The sequence below is a fragment of the Pseudoalteromonas sp. BZB3 genome, assembly GCF_040104455.1.
Classification (GTDB): domain Bacteria; phylum Pseudomonadota; class Gammaproteobacteria; order Enterobacterales; family Alteromonadaceae; genus Pseudoalteromonas.
On the sequence record NZ_JBECOS010000005.1, the window covers coordinates 1 to 14,156 of the forward strand.

General features: G+C 40.7%; 17 protein-coding genes and 1 rRNA gene. 4 read left to right on the plus strand and 14 right to left on the minus strand.

Translation table 11 applies throughout. The features are described 5' to 3' along the window. Positions 1-75: ribosomal RNA gene (locus ABMY35_RS04870) — 16S ribosomal RNA — on the minus strand; the annotation flags it as partial. Between the two features lie 578 nt (positions 76-653). Between ABMY35_RS04870 and ABMY35_RS04875 the strand changes: the two genes are divergently transcribed. After that, positions 654-1,127: an RNA-binding protein gene (locus ABMY35_RS04875; protein WP_349285252.1), complete on the plus strand. Its 474-nt coding sequence runs from the start codon at positions 654-656 to the stop codon at positions 1,125-1,127. Here the strand turns inward: ABMY35_RS04875 and murI are convergent. Both murI and ABMY35_RS04885 read right to left on the minus strand, forming a co-directional pair. Continuing rightward, the gene (gene murI / locus ABMY35_RS04880; RefSeq protein WP_349285253.1) at positions 1,124-1,894 is read right to left on the minus strand and encodes a glutamate racemase; all 771 of its coding nucleotides are present in this window, start codon (positions 1,892-1,894) and stop codon (positions 1,124-1,126) included. The two genes, ABMY35_RS04875 and murI, sit on opposite strands and share 4 nt — an antisense overlap. Positions 1,895-1,955: 61 nt before the next feature. Continuing rightward, positions 1,956-3,056 carry a DUF5610 domain-containing protein gene (locus tag ABMY35_RS04885; RefSeq protein WP_349285254.1) on the minus strand — a complete coding sequence of 367 codons (1,101 nt, stop codon included), beginning with the start codon at positions 3,054-3,056 and terminating at the stop codon, positions 1,956-1,958. 180 nt (positions 3,057-3,236) lie between these two features. Between ABMY35_RS04885 and trmA the strand changes: the two genes are divergently transcribed. Next, positions 3,237-4,334: a tRNA (uridine(54)-C5)-methyltransferase TrmA gene (gene trmA, locus ABMY35_RS04890; protein ID WP_349285255.1), complete on the plus strand. Its 1,098-nt coding sequence runs from the start codon at positions 3,237-3,239 to the stop codon at positions 4,332-4,334. Positions 4,335-4,339: 5 nt separating this feature from the next. Here the strand turns inward: trmA and ABMY35_RS04895 are convergent, their stop codons facing one another. The 5 genes from ABMY35_RS04895 to ccoG all read right to left on the minus strand — a co-directional run bounded on the left by ABMY35_RS04895 (position 4,340) and on the right by ccoG (position 8,619). Continuing rightward, positions 4,340-4,804, minus strand: coding sequence for a DUF523 domain-containing protein (locus ABMY35_RS04895; RefSeq protein WP_349285256.1), 465 nt, complete (start codon positions 4,802-4,804; stop codon positions 4,340-4,342). Between the two features lie 57 nt (positions 4,805-4,861). After that, positions 4,862-5,491: a thiol:disulfide interchange protein DsbA/DsbL gene (locus ABMY35_RS04900; RefSeq protein ID WP_349285257.1), complete on the minus strand. Its 630-nt coding sequence runs from the start codon at positions 5,489-5,491 to the stop codon at positions 4,862-4,864. Positions 5,492-5,504: 13 nt separating this feature from the next. Next, complete coding sequence (locus ABMY35_RS04905) at positions 5,505-6,134, minus strand: thiol:disulfide interchange protein DsbA/DsbL (protein WP_349285258.1); 630 nt, start codon at positions 6,132-6,134, stop codon at positions 5,505-5,507. A gap of 17 nt (positions 6,135-6,151) precedes the next feature. Then, on the minus strand, positions 6,152-7,126 hold the full coding sequence (locus tag ABMY35_RS04910) for a serine/threonine protein kinase (protein ID WP_349285259.1): 975 nt from the start codon (positions 7,124-7,126) through the stop codon (positions 6,152-6,154). A gap of 68 nt (positions 7,127-7,194) precedes the next feature. Beyond that, positions 7,195-8,619, minus strand: coding sequence for a cytochrome c oxidase accessory protein CcoG (ccoG, locus tag ABMY35_RS04915; RefSeq protein ID WP_349285260.1), 1,425 nt, complete (start codon positions 8,617-8,619; stop codon positions 7,195-7,197). A 235-nt stretch (positions 8,620-8,854) separates the two neighbouring features. Here ccoG and ABMY35_RS04920 point away from each other — a divergent pair, with 235 nt between their 5' ends. Together ABMY35_RS04920 and ABMY35_RS04925 are read left to right on the plus strand one after the other, a co-directional pair. Further along, positions 8,855-9,214 (plus strand): hypothetical protein, encoded by a 360-nt coding sequence (locus ABMY35_RS04920; protein WP_349285261.1) that lies wholly within the window; start codon positions 8,855-8,857, stop codon positions 9,212-9,214. Next, positions 9,214-9,423 (plus strand): hypothetical protein, encoded by a 210-nt coding sequence (locus ABMY35_RS04925; protein ID WP_349285262.1) that lies wholly within the window; start codon positions 9,214-9,216, stop codon positions 9,421-9,423. The genes ABMY35_RS04920 and ABMY35_RS04925 overlap by 1 nt, the downstream gene beginning before the upstream one ends. A gap of 33 nt (positions 9,424-9,456) precedes the next feature. Here ABMY35_RS04925 and ABMY35_RS04930 read toward each other — a convergent pair whose 3' ends face one another. Genes ABMY35_RS04930 through gspJ form a run of 6 tightly spaced genes read right to left on the minus strand, consistent with a single transcriptional unit; the run spans position 9,457 to position 14,154 of the window. Then, the gene (locus tag ABMY35_RS04930) at positions 9,457-10,035 is read right to left on the minus strand and encodes a UPF0149 family protein (protein WP_349285263.1); all 579 of its coding nucleotides are present in this window, start codon (positions 10,033-10,035) and stop codon (positions 9,457-9,459) included. Continuing rightward, positions 10,035-10,793 (minus strand): type II secretion system protein N, encoded by a 759-nt coding sequence (locus ABMY35_RS04935; RefSeq protein ID WP_349285264.1) that lies wholly within the window; start codon positions 10,791-10,793, stop codon positions 10,035-10,037. The genes ABMY35_RS04930 and ABMY35_RS04935 overlap by 1 nt, the downstream gene beginning before the upstream one ends. Before the next feature lies 1 nt (position 10,794). Then, positions 10,795-11,268: a type II secretion system protein M gene (locus tag ABMY35_RS04940; protein WP_349285265.1), complete on the minus strand. Its 474-nt coding sequence runs from the start codon at positions 11,266-11,268 to the stop codon at positions 10,795-10,797. After that, positions 11,265-12,470 (minus strand): type II secretion system protein GspL, encoded by a 1,206-nt coding sequence (gene gspL, locus ABMY35_RS04945; protein ID WP_349285266.1) that lies wholly within the window; start codon positions 12,468-12,470, stop codon positions 11,265-11,267. The genes ABMY35_RS04940 and gspL overlap by 4 nt, the downstream gene beginning before the upstream one ends. After that, the gene (gene gspK / locus ABMY35_RS04950; protein ID WP_349285267.1) at positions 12,467-13,468 is read right to left on the minus strand and encodes a type II secretion system minor pseudopilin GspK; all 1,002 of its coding nucleotides are present in this window, start codon (positions 13,466-13,468) and stop codon (positions 12,467-12,469) included. Before gspK ends, gspL begins: the two co-directional genes overlap by 4 nt. Beyond that, complete coding sequence (gene gspJ / locus ABMY35_RS04955) at positions 13,465-14,154, minus strand: type II secretion system minor pseudopilin GspJ (RefSeq protein ID WP_349285268.1); 690 nt, start codon at positions 14,152-14,154, stop codon at positions 13,465-13,467. Before gspJ ends, gspK begins: the two co-directional genes overlap by 4 nt. Between the last annotated feature and the right edge of the window lie 2 nt (positions 14,155-14,156).

Consider the following 14,156-nt stretch of genomic DNA (forward strand, 5'->3'; position numbering starts at 1 on the left):
ATGTTACCGCTCGACTTGCATGTGTTAGGCCTGCCGCCAGCGTTCAATCTGAGCCATGATCAAACTCTTCAATTAAAAGTTTTTTGAATCCGAAGATTCGTGCTCAATGAATTCTGTATAAATTGACCATATAGTCACTCATAAGAAATTGAGACTCTAAATTTTTTTGCTCCTGAATCAAGAGCTGTTAGAACTCAATCTGTACGAGTGCCCACACAGATGATTGCTTCATATTTTTAAAGAACAATGCGACTAAGCTTTTGCTTGTCGCTGCAGCATTGCTGCGAAGTGGAGCGCCATAATAACGACTTCACTTTTTATGTCAACACTTAATTTTAAAAAGTTTTTAAAGTTAAGTTTTATTTGACTCGACATCGTTTTGATTTGCTTTTCAGCGTCTCGCCCCGTGTCAGTGGGTGCGCATTATAGGGAGAAATTAAAAGTGCGCAACCCCTTTTTTCAATTAATTTTAAGAAATGTGCTCAGCCGCTCAAAAAGAGAACAAAAAAGACTTGTTAGAATAAAAAACGCTCTATTTACCCTCTTCGAATGGCTAATTTCTCTTTTTAATTATTGCTTAAACATTTTAAGACGCTAAGATAGCAGCTCGTTTGTTAAATTATTGTATACTCATTGTATATTGGTAGATCCTTATGAACCCAACTCAACAAAAGTCTCTTTTTATTGTTTTAGCAATTGCGATAATCGGCTACTTTGCAGCTAATACTCTTCTTGCAGACTCTTCTCTTAATCTTGGTGCTACTTTTTCTATTGGCACACTCATCGGTGGTTTCATTGCAACTGTTATGTCGACAAGTAATGCAACCACACAATCTGACAATGCTGAAGTAAAAACAAAAACGCTTTATGTAGGTAACTTACCTTACAAGGCAAATGAAAGTGTCGTTCGAGAACTTTTCTCTGAACAAGGCCGTGTATTCAACGTTCGTTTATTAAAAGATAAAAATACAGGTAAACGTCGTGGTTTCGGTTTTGTGGAAATGGCCGAAGCTGATGCAGATAAAGCCATTGCAGCATTGAATGAAAAAGAGTTCCAACAACGTACGTTGAAGGTTAGAGCTGCAAAACAAAAACCAGAGACATCAGAAGAAGCTGTTGCAAGTTAAAGATGTAAACTTTTCACATCGTATCCTGTATTAACAGGAACCTCATTTAAAGCCGTTGCATAAAACTGTAGCGGCTTTTTTATAACTATTTCACCTATCCTGCCAGCCAATAAGTGCTGAACTCTTTTTGCTATCGCAGTTCCGGAGTCGATTAATTCACATTGCGTTTTATAAAACTCTGCTATTTCATACTTCAATATTGGAAAATGTGTGCACCCTAAAATCAGAATATCAGCTTGATTATCGACCTTAATAGCTGATAGCTCCTTATTAACACCCTCTCGCACATCTTCATTTAACCAGAACTTACGCTCTGCTAACCTTACCAACTCTGTTGAGTGGTAGAAACTTACTTGGCAATCTTGAGCAAACTCACTTACTAAAGATTGCGTATACTGGTTTTTTGAGGTAGCAGGCGTTGCTAATAAAGCAATATGCTTTCTAATACTAATTTGTGCAGCAGGCTTTATTGCAGGCACCACGCCAACAATCGGAATTTGAGTAAACTGGCGAATATGTGCCAATGCGTAAGTTGAAGCTGTATTGCAAGCGATCACTATTAAGTCAACTTCCCCAAAAAAATTTGAAGATATTTTATTAACGAGACTTGCCAGCCTATTTTGAATTGTTTCTTCATTCTGAAGACCGTAGGGCAGTAAAGCATTATCCATAATGTAGGTATAGTCTGCCCCTGGTAGTGTATTTTGGATATGTGTTAGGACACTGGTCCCACCAATACCTGAATCAAAAACTAAAATGTGCGGCAAACTATGACTCCTCTGTATAGAGGTGCAAGTTTGCCCGAGCCTATATAAGTTGCCAAGTCACTTAAGCTGATTTCTCTGACTTATTATCAAGTTGATTGAAGAAACCTTGCGCATAATCTAAAAGCTGAGCCATTCTTGCTTGTCCATCGTTCATCCAAGCCATGATATCTGGCAATTGCTGCTCAATGCCTAATGCTTTACCTTCTGAATGAATATTCTCTAATTGTTTATCTAGAGGCTGAAACGCTTGTTCTAACTCTTTTATGGGGTTGGCTTGTTGATATTGTGCAATTGCAGCGGTTGTTTTTGTCTGACGCAAATCCATCGTGAAGTTGGTAATTTGATCGCTCTCTATATTTAATGCCGATGCTTTTTCAAATGCATCGTCATATTCACCAGAGAAAAATGAATCACTGACATTGCGAATGTCTTTCATCATTTCATTTATGGCTTTTTGCTCTTCTTTATTAAGCTCGCCATTCACACTAATTGAAAAACTGACTTCCTCACTCGATTGCTCTGAAACAGCCAAACCATGATTATCACCGTTTTGAGCATAGCTGGCTGCTTGACCTTTTGAACGAGCATCACTCAGTGAAATAGTTACTTCATCGCCCTCTGCAGTTGTAAAACTATATTCTGCTTGATTCGACAAACTTGCATACTGTGCTGCACTGACCTTCATATAAGCAGGTTTAGGGTTAAATAACTCTTCTTCAAAATCATCGAGTCCTTTGAAAATGCCTTCTCGGGATTTTTCTATACCCTCTTCAATATCATCATTAAAAAGCGCACTTTCTTTTAACTCCGAAGTGGCTTCATCAATACCCATTTGGACACCTTTTCGTGCAGCACCCAACATATCTTTTAAAGTGTCGTCATCTTTACCATCTGCTTTTGCTTTGTTCACCGCACCTTTGACAAAGTCGAGCACATTTTTAACGATAGCTTCGAAATCAAATAATGGTTTTTTCTCTTTCTCTGGCTTTTCAATGCCTAAAGCTTCTGCCAATTTATCATCTAATAATTTAGCTGCTATTTTACTCTTATCACCATGATAGCTATCTGGGTTTAAATGCATGGTCGGCTTAAAGGCAGCTTTATTGTTCGCCTTATTTGCCATAGCAGGATTAAGAAGCTGGTTAAGTTGTCCAATTTTCATGTTCTGTCTCCCAGAAATAATAGTAACCAAGCATATGCTCGGTTATTTTCTGCTTATCGGCAAAAATTAATGACCCTTGAGTGTTTAGTATAAAAAAACAACAAATTTTAGCGAGAAACTGGACAAATCACCTATGCCCCCTACAATAGCCGCTCTCGAATTTGTAAGGTCAGTTTAACTATGCCAGTCATCACTATTGATACCGCCACTTATGAACAGCAGCTTGCTGAAAAGCAAACGCGTATTAGTGCTCAATTTGCTCGCTTTAACGCACCAGAGCTTGAAGTCTTTGACTCAGCAAAAACGCAATACCGTCAACGTGCTGAGTTTAGAGTATGGCACGATGGTGACGATCTCTACCACATTATGTTTGACCAAGAGAGCAAACAAAAAATTCGCGTGGAAACATTTGACCCTGCCGCGCCGCTTATTAGTGAAATCATGCAAGTTATGATGAAGAAGTTACGTCATAACGAGATACTTCGCCGTAAGCTTTTCCAAATCGATTACTTATCGACGCTAAGTGGTGAGATCCTGGTAAGCCTGCTTTATCACAAACAGCTTGATGATGAATGGTTAGCAGCAATTAATGCATTACGTTCTGAGCTTCAGAAAACCTGTAAAATTGATTTTATTGGCCGAGCTCGTAAACAGAAGATTGTGCTAGGCAATGACTTTGTCACTGAGCAACTGGCTGTAAATGGTCAAACTTATCAATACCAGCAAGTTGAAAATAGCTTTACGCAGCCAAATGCGAAAGTAAATGAGAAAATGCTGGAATGGGCGCAAGACCTTTGTGCGCCACTGGAGAATGATTTACTTGAGCTATATTGTGGTAACGGTAACTTTTCAATTGCTTTAGCCGGTAGCTTTAATAAAGTGCTAGCAACTGAAATCTCTAAATCTTCGGTAAACTCGGCACAAATTAATATTGCGGCGAATAAGGTTGAGAACTTAGATATTGTTCGCATGTCGAGTGAAGAGTTTACGCAAGCAATGAAAGGGGAACGCCAATTTTCAAGATTAAATGGCATTAACCTTCAAGACTACAACTGCCAAACTATTTTGGTTGACCCACCTCGTGCAGGTATGGATGAACTCACTTGTCTTTTAGTATCTAATTACGACAACATTATATATATCTCATGTAATCCAGACACATTAGAGCGTGATTTAGACATGCTATGCGAAACACATTCTGTATCTCGCATTGCGATTTTCGACCAGTTCCCATATACACATCATGTGGAGTCTGGTGTATTTTTACAGCGTAAATAATCCCGCTAATTCTTTTCAGCAATTGCCAGAGCACTGACTAGCTGTGGCAATTGCTCTTCACTAAAAACCTGTATGCCTGCTTTAACAAGCTTTTTAGCAGTTAAACCCATTCCAACCACTTTAATTCCCTTATGCGACCCATCGTAAATAGTATTTCGACCACATGAAGGGCTAGATTCTTTCAACAACGCAAATTTAATTTGCTGCGCTTTACATAATGCGAGTGCTTTTTCAGCACCTAACTGAAATTCACTGGTGACATCCTCACCTGTAGTCGTGATCACCTTTTCGGCATTGATCTCTGCAGGTGGCCTGGGGGTTGGTAAGCCACCCGTAACTTCAGGGCAAAATGCAACAACTCGCTTTTCTTGCAGCCACCGAGTCAAAATATCATTTGTTAAACCTTTAGATTGCCCATCATAACGGACGGGTTGTCCGAGTAAGCAACTTGAAACCAATATCTTATGCATATCTTTTCCAATAAAAAAGCCTCGCAAGTGCGAGGCTCTGTTCTAACTCATAATTAATTATTTAGCAGCTAAATAATTAATTAATGCACTGATCTGCTCTGGAGTCGTCGTTTTTGACTCACGTAAACGCAGTTTATATTTACCATTTACGATAAACGTTGGAACGCCTGTAAGCGCACGCTTTTCAGACCACTTTTGTTGCATACGCGCCATTTTTGAAGTCTTAGTACGTACAGCAAAGCTTTTGTACATTTTATCAAACTTAGTAGCGTCTACGCCTTGTGCAACGAAGATATCTTTCATGTCCGCAAGTTCATTGATCTTATTACGCTTTGCATGAATATGCGTAAAAATTGCAGCAATGATTTTATCTTTTTGAGGAAGCACTTCAGCAAGTGCTAAGCCTTGAGCCATAATCTTTTGTACTTCTGGATCACGAGGGCCTGTGAAATCTACGTGGCTCTTTTTAAACTTTACACCTTCATTCAGTTTAGGTTTTACCTGAGCGATCAATGGTTCAAACGCATTACATGCAGGGCAGAAAAATGAGAAGTACTCTGTCACTTCAGGTTTCTTAGTACCACGCTCGGCAACCACTTCGTAGTGAACGCCTTCTTCAAACTGAGCTGCGTTTGCAACTACAGGAAGCATGAGTGCAAGCGCAGCGGCTTTAATTAGCTTTAACATCTTATTCTCCGTATTATTTTGCTAATAAATGTTTAACCAATGCGTTGAATTGCTCTTGGCTTTTTAAACTGTTGGTATTTACTTTATATTTATCACTGACGATAAATGTAGGCACGCCAGATAGTGCGCCCGCTTTTGAAAAACGATTTTGGTCGTCTTGCATCAGCTTTTCAGCCGCAATTACTGGCATACTTGCTAGTGCAGCATCAAACTGCTTTTCGCTGATACCATTAAGATCCAGTAGCTTTTTCACATCTTTAATGTCATTCAATGGCGCTTTTTTTAAATGGATACTGTCGAAGATTTTAGCTGCAATTTCATCACCTTTGCCCATTTGCTTTGCCACGATATAGGCATAGCTTAAATTACTTTGTACTTGCGCAGGCAAACCACCTAAAAAGTTCACATGGCTTTTTTCAAACACAGCGCCTTCTGGCAAGCTTTGCTCTAACGCCTTAGCAACCGGTTCAAAACGGAAGCAATGCGGGCAGTAAAATGAAAAAAACTCAGTTACTTTTTCTTGCTCACTTTTTTGGGTGGTTAAAGTTTGGTAGTGCACACCTTCTTTAAAATCAAATTCTGCGGCCATGGCTAACAACGGCAAACAGAAAAATAGAATGGATAGTTTTAACGCTTTTAACATAGTTATTTCTCAATTTTTTACGGAAACAGTTGTAATGCAGGTTCTTGTAACGCTGCAAGCTGTTCTTTCAATGCTAAGATCTGCTGCTCCCAGTATTTGTCTGTTGCAAACCAAGAAAAGTTCCGTATAAATGCAGGATCTTCCCACCTGGCAGCTAACCACCCCATGTAATGCACCATTCGCATCGCACGCAGCGGCTCTATCAGTTGCAGCTCTTTTGCATCAAAAGAGTTAAATTCTTCATACCCCATCAATAGTGTATCAAGCTGAATTAACTGCTCGTTTTTATCACCATTAAGCATCATCCATAAATCTTGGATTGCAGGGCCTGAGCGACAATCATCTAAATCCACTAAAGTCAGTGAATCGCCTGTGCAGAGAATATTGCCAGCATGTGCATCGCCATGCAAACGAATAGGCTTATCGACATGATACATTTGCGCTGTTTGCGAAATAACCTGCTCTAAAATAGTGTAAAACGCGGTTTCTAGATGTATAGGTACAAGCTTACTATTTTCAATAACTTCCTTGGCATAGAATAAGTAGCTCTGAGTATTAATACTCAGTCTATGCTGGAATGGTTTACTCTTACCAACTAGGTGTAGTCGTCCGATATATCGGCCAAGCATTTCAAGCTGATCTAAATTGTCGATTTCAAACTGACGTCCACCCACACTAGGAAAGAGCGCAAATTTGTAGCCAGCATGCTCGAATAAACTTTCATCCTCTATTTCGACTGGCGCGACGATAGGCACTTCTTCATTAGCGAGTTCAAATGCAAAAGCATGCTCTTCTTTTATTTGCGCCTCACTCCAGCGCTCGGGACGATAAAACTTAGTGACATAACGCTTACCGTCTTCGGCTTTGAACTGATAAACGCGATTTTCATAACTGTTCAAAGGTAGCAAGCCTGTTTCAGGGTAAACCCCAATGCTTTCTATGGCATCCAAGATACGATCTGGATTTAAATTCGCAAAACTAAACTCGCTCATGTATTCCTCATTTGGCATAAAAAAAGCGGGGAATACCCGCTTTTGCTTGGTTTAATTAGTGTATCTAATTATTTGCCTTTAAAGAAGTTGGTAGGCTGTGATAATGACACTGTCGGGTCGCCTTTCACTTGAACTCTAAAGTGGAATTCAGTCACTGGCTTTTTAAGGTCATAAGGGTCAATGATCACAGAAAGTGGCACATTCATCGATTCACCCGCTTGAACTTCAATCGCCAGTTTGCCCAGCACATTAAAGTTGTTTAACCCCTCAACCGCAATGTCGTATTGCTGTGTTTGCTGGGTTTTATTGATGACTTTTAGGGTGTAAGTGTTTTCAACTAAACCATCGAAATTGACTCGATAAAGCTGATTTCTATCACGAATAATATCGAGCTCCATTGGCTTACGCATCGCAATATTCACCACCAGTGCCGCGATTAACACTGTCATGATTAATAAGTAACCTGCCAGCTTGCCACGGAATGCTTTGGTTTTATTATCTGGCGTTTCAAGGTTGCGCTCTGTGGTGTAAGAAATTAAACCACGAGGGTAATTCATCTTATCCATCACCCCATCACACGCATCTATACATGCACCACAGTTGATACACTCGTATTGCAAACCGTTACGAATATCGATGCCTGTAGGACATACCTGAACACACAGATTACAGTCGATACAATCACCCAACCCCATTTCTTTTGGGTCTTGTTTACGAGAGCGAGGACCACGTGACTCTCCACGTTTCGCGTCATAGCTAACTGTAAAGGTGTCTTTATCGAACATGGCAGATTGAAAACGTGAATAAGGACACATATGCAAACACATGATCTCCCTCATCCAGCCTGCATTGCCATAAGTACATGCCGTAAATACCACTATACTGATAACTGCATAACTTCCTGCGCTCCAAGTCAGTAAATCTGGCACTAATTCACGTATTGGAGTGAAAAATCCAACAAAGCTAATGGCGGTCCACAAAGAGAATAAAATCCAACTACCATGCTTTGCTGTTTTTCGCCAAAATTTATCAAAGTTCATTTTACGGCTATCGAGCTTTTTACGCTGATTGGCACTGCCTTCAAATTTCTCTTCAAACCACAAAAAGATAAAAGTCCAAACGGTTTGCGGACAAGTGTAACCACACCACACACGACCATAAAACGTGGTCACCACAAACAGTGCAAATGCAGCGATCATAAGGAAAAATGCCAGTACCGTTAAATCTTGTGGCATCAGCGTTAATCCGAAAATATTAAATTTTTGCTCGAAGAGATCAAAATAAACCGCTTGATGACCCTCAAAATTAACCCATGGCATCAGCATAAATGCCAACATACCAATAAAACCTAAGCGCTTACGAAGTTGCTGGTGTAGACCCTTAACTGCGCGCACATAAATACGGTTACGAGGGTTAAACCTATCAGGCTGGAGCTCCGGCTTTTGTATTTTTACATCGCTCGGAATGTTTTTTACTTTTATTTGTTTGTCCATCTCGGCTCCTCATGGCTGTGATCGACAGGTACTTGCTACAGTGACCTTTTTATCTATAAGGATATTATATGCAAGCAAATTAAAGCTAGGTACAACTAGTTCAGAAATTATTGAATTTTCCTTAACCAGGGACGCGCTTATGCAGTGTTTATAACTTAATCACTTGCTTTTGAAAGCCCCATTTTATTACACTCTCAATTGTTTCTTCCTGTTTAGATCAATATTACGGTATCCAATGAAAAAGTTTTTGTTACTTGTTGTTGTCATTCTGGCACTTTTTACTATCGATCATCCGGCCATTAAAGAGCCAAGAGAAGCACTATTAGGTGAAGGCGTGAGCTTGCTGAGTGAACAAAGTAAAGTAGCGAGAAGCACTTCAGCTAAAATAGCTAGAACACAAATTTCGCAAAAACTTGAATTAGATGAAACCGAATTAGAATATTTAAATGATGCGTTAGGCACTGATGATAAATTAAAGGCCTTCCACCTTCGTTACTGCAAAGAAAATGATTTGAACCTCTATTTTTATGGCAATAAGCTAAGTGTGATTTGTAAAATCGTTGGTGAATCTATTTTTGAAGGGAAGTCGTTGTAATGAATATCGATATTGACGCTTTTAATAAAAAGCGTGCAGCAGCATTTAACCAGCACAAAAACATACTTAAAAAACTAAGCAAAGGGCAAACCTTGTTATGCGAGCAATGCAACAAGCCACTACAATTAGATTTAAATGGGCAAGATAAGAATAAAGGTATGGTAAGTTGTGCAAAAGGCTGCACGCGTATTGAATTAGAGCTTGGGTAAGCGCTCGCTTACCCTGTAAAAGGCTTTCAGGTTTTAACTCTCTTCATCATACAAGCCACTCTCAACAGCGGTGTTTTCTACTAATTGCACATAAGCCAAGGCAAACTCGTTCGCAATTGCATGCTGCTGATGACAAAAGCTATTTAGCTCAACATTATTGGCATCACAGTAAGCGGCAATTTGCGACGGCTCTAGAGCGAAAAAACCTAGTTGCTCTGTGCTACTAATCAATGCTTGCTTAAGCTCATCATTTAAAACTGCACTATTAACTAGCTCAGCATAAAAGTGCTCAATCCCAGCTAAAAAGCCCTGGCTCCATTGCTGCAGCTCAACTACAGCTGTTGACGCATAAGGCAACTGGAACAGACCTGAAAAAACGCGCTCACTGATATCGTGATGCAGTGCCATTAAAGCAAAAACATGCTCTTCTGCAATTTGCTCATCACCGCCACTGACGATTGTTAGCCACTGTTCCATTTCAATGCCTGCTGGGCTACAAATGGTTGCAAACAGATAACCTTCACAAACAGCATAAGGCAGAGCCTGCTCTGTGCTAGATAAATAATCAGTGAGCAACGCTTTATGTTGCTCTGTAAACGAAAACTCTAACATTACAAGTTCACCGGATAACGGCCCTGCGCATCAGGACGACCTAAGAATTTAACTGCATCATGCACTTCTTTCGGTAATGAGGCATCTGGCTTTACGTTACCAGCGACTTTAAATTGAAAGTTATTTCCTAAATGGACATCCGCTTGCAAACCCAGTAGATTTTCTGGCTGAACCACCGCAGCTAGATCACCCGACTTACAGTTTAAATCGGCGCCCAACTCACCAATTGAGAACCAGCCAGTTAACCCTTCAACACGAATATTTGGGCTAAATACATCGCCTTTAATTTGCTGACAGTAAGGTTCACCACTTTCAAACTCATCGATGTTAAAAATCACGCGACCCGTAGCCTTAACAGGTAATGGGAGGTTTAACTGTCCCATTAGCTGTTCAACTTCAAAACGCAGTACAGCATCTTTCAAGCTCGCCTGTTGGTCTAAAAATGAAAGACTGAAATGGCTTTTTCCTGACATTTCTTCGCTCGCTCTCGGGTTACCCCAAGTTAAATCACCAGCAAGGTTGCCAGTTAGCAAAGCGATAGGCTCTAACTGCCAACGAACATTGAAAACCTGAACCTTATTGACGCGAACTTCACTGACTTGCCCCTGCCATATTGAGCCGCTCAAATTGCCAAAAGCCACATTTTTAGGCAAGTAACCCTGTGCGACTTGCACCGCAACTGATGCGGGCAGCTGAGATAAAGCAAAAGCCAAAAACGAGAAAATAAATAACAGAACTAAATAAACTTTTTGCTTCATACTACTTCTCTAACACCAATCGACTTACACGCACAAAGCCTGTGTCTTCACCTTGTGAGATATCTAGGTTTGCCACAGTGACACCATGTTGATGTACAAGTTCGTCGAGCCAACCAACCAATTTATTAAATTCAACGTTTTCAATATTCACACGAAGACTGTCGTTATTTGGCTGCATCTGACTGATAACGATGCCGTAGCGGCCTCGACTGCGATTCACGAGTTGCGACAAATTGCCTGAAGAAGTACGGGCTGAGTTACCCGCCGCTTTCAACTTGCCAATGCTTTGTTCAACAAACACTTGAAAGTTTTGCTCACGCTTTAGTTTTTGCTCGGCTTCAGCAACCGCTTTATTGAGTGGCTTTAATATTCCCACCACTAAAACGAAAACAATAAAAACAACTCCCGCGATGATAAGTAAACGTTGTTCTTGCTCTTTTAGCGAGCCCCAGTAGTTGATTGCTTGTTGTTTCATACATCACCTCGCAATCTAATTTCACCAATTACAGCATCACCATCGTTATTTAATGAACCCTGCTGCACTGTTAAACCTTTTTGCTCAAGAATCGTTTTAACTTGACCAAACACTTGGAAGTCTTTGGCTTTTACACGAATACGCAATTCATTACGTTTATGGTCATAGCGTAAAGTCTCAGGCTGGAAATCTTTGACTTGGCTATAAACTGACACAAACTTGTCCGCTAAATCTAAGAAGCCACCTTGTTTGGTCGCCGAAATGGCTTTTAACTCACCTTCAATTTGGCGTCTAAGTAGTGCTTCTCGTACTCGCTTATTAGGAAATGCTTTTTGATAAGTTGCAACTGCTTCAGATCTCACCTTCTCGGCCTGATCTTTCAATTGTATAACTTGAATGCCTTGAACAACCACAAAGCCTAACAAGGCCACTGATGCTGCAATTAAGCCTGACTGCCAATCTTTCCACCATTGTGGCGTACTCTTCTTCGCAGCAAAGATACCTTGGCGTAAATTGAATGCTGTGCTGGTTAAATTTTTAGCCAATAATGCAAGCGGCAGTTCATACTCAGCCTCTTTTGCCACCTTAGGCGCAACCTCTGGCAAGGCTTCAGCAGGACTATAGTGAGAAATTTTTTCGACCGCTAGCGCATGCAAGTAATCAGCCCCCCAGCTTGGCTCAATCACACATGCATGCCACTGCCCTAAGCGACATAACCATTGACCATCAAGCTCTACAACAGCGAGTTCACTTTCTGCCTGCTCTGGCAGTAATAGAGCATCTGGCAGAACTTGCTTCGCGAAAATCTGATACTCATCTAAAGCTGCAAATAACTCAGCAAGTAAAGTTCGATCACACAAAGCTATATTAATGGTCGGTTTATCATCTTCAACGCCAGGCTCACCTATTGCGATGAATACATCATCAACATCACAAGCCAGTTGCTCTTCCAACATAAATGGCAGTGCTTGTTCTAGTTTTCTATTCCACTTTGTTGGTAGTTCAATGGTTTTTAACTGCACCATTGATGCAGAAAGCAATACGCTAGTTTCTCTACCTTGCGCTTTCTCTGTTAACTCAGCTAAATCTGATAGTTGTTTGTACTCACCACTGGCAATAATTTGCTGGTCGGTTGAATAGACCAACCAATGGATAGCCTGTTTGGCGGATTGATCAATACGGATCAATAATTTTTCTGTCACTGTACGCCTCCAAATTTTCGCGCCAGTATGCTCGCTTGACCTTCTTTTATTTGAATAATTGAGGTCATTGTGAAAAGCCGTTCATCGAACATGGCTTTTGCGCGCAACTTGAAATAGTCACTATTTACGGTAAATAGATCGGTTACTTGCTTAATATTCTGAGCCCCTTGGGCGGTGGCTTCAGAAAGAAAATCTTCCACTTTGTCATACCCCTGCTCTGGACGTGCAGAGATGATACTTTGTGCATCTGATTCACTTAATCCATCGATTAGTGCACTCAGTAATAATGCTTGTTCTGGTAAAATAGTATTTACGTTAATTTTTAATTCTTCACTGCCAGGGATAACACATACATAAGGGAGCAACTTTTCCATGACCAATGGGTTAAAGCCTCTGATCACACGTAATTCAGACACTGACGCAAATGCGTTATTTGCAGTTAAATATGGTGTACGCAAAGACATATATTCGTCTTCTTCCGCACCCGAACGAAACGTGATGCTATCGGCGTCAAGCCAATCATATACACTGTCGGCCAAGGTTTCTTCACTCTCATCTGAGGGCAGATCTTCTATGTTCTTCAACAGCTCTAAAAAGGCTTTATGTGCAGGGTTCGTATCATTAATGCTGGCATTTTGTGCTTTTGGTGCGCGCAGCGCGTTTAAGTTTAGACACGCTTGAAGATCGGTCACTTGTCCACTCAAGGTTCCATGATCTACAGGAAACGGGGTTTCTTCTAGCGCCCAAGGTTGACCTAAATGTACCTTCTCAGGGTCTTTTTTCTTGCTTTCTATAAGGACTTTCTTTACCAGCTCTTCGGCACCATAGCTATACCATTTTGCTTGCTGATGGGTTTGAATATTTTGTGCTCGCTGAACTTGGATCATTAAATTCGTCGCCATTTCAGCGGCGATAACGGCTGCAAGCGCAACAATGAACAAAACAATGATCAGTGCTGCGCCTTGTTGTTGGCCATGCTTACAGACTAACTGATTCATGGATCAGTTCTCCTACCACCAGTGTTATTGCCATTATTTGTATTTGATGCGCTACTAGCTACTTTACCATCACCAGGCGTGAGGAAAAAACGCGTGATAGGCTCCATTTCTTGCATTTTAATGGTTACAGAAACCGCTAAAGGCAGCGCTTTCTTTTCCCAATTTTCTTGCCATTTTTGTTTGTCGTCTAAGAATTCAAACTTTAAGTCTTCAATATTCTCTAGTATGACTTGGCTGCGAGGTTCGGTACCATCTAGCTGATCGACGTAGACACGATAAAGGCGCTCTAACTTATCATCAACCACACGATAACCGACAGCTTGCAATTCAGAGCGAGGTAATAAACTAATTGGGTTTGTCCAGCCGTCGCGTACAAAGGCAATACCATCATATTGACTATCTAAATTGTAACGACCATGAAGAATATAACTCGGTGTAAAGTCGCCCGCCTCATTTCGCGTTTCACGCTTGGTCATTTGGTTAAAATCTTGGTCCATCAAGCGAAAAGTCGTATTGAGCGCGTCTAATTCTGCAATCACTTCTTCAGAGCCTTGTTTCGCCTGAATCGTTGAATTTAATATCTGGTGAGTCGCCAACACTACAAAGCCGAGAATACCCAAGGCAATCATGACCTCAAGTAAGGTGAAACCACGCTGACGGCTTTTCTGAAGGTAAGTAAATCGCATCG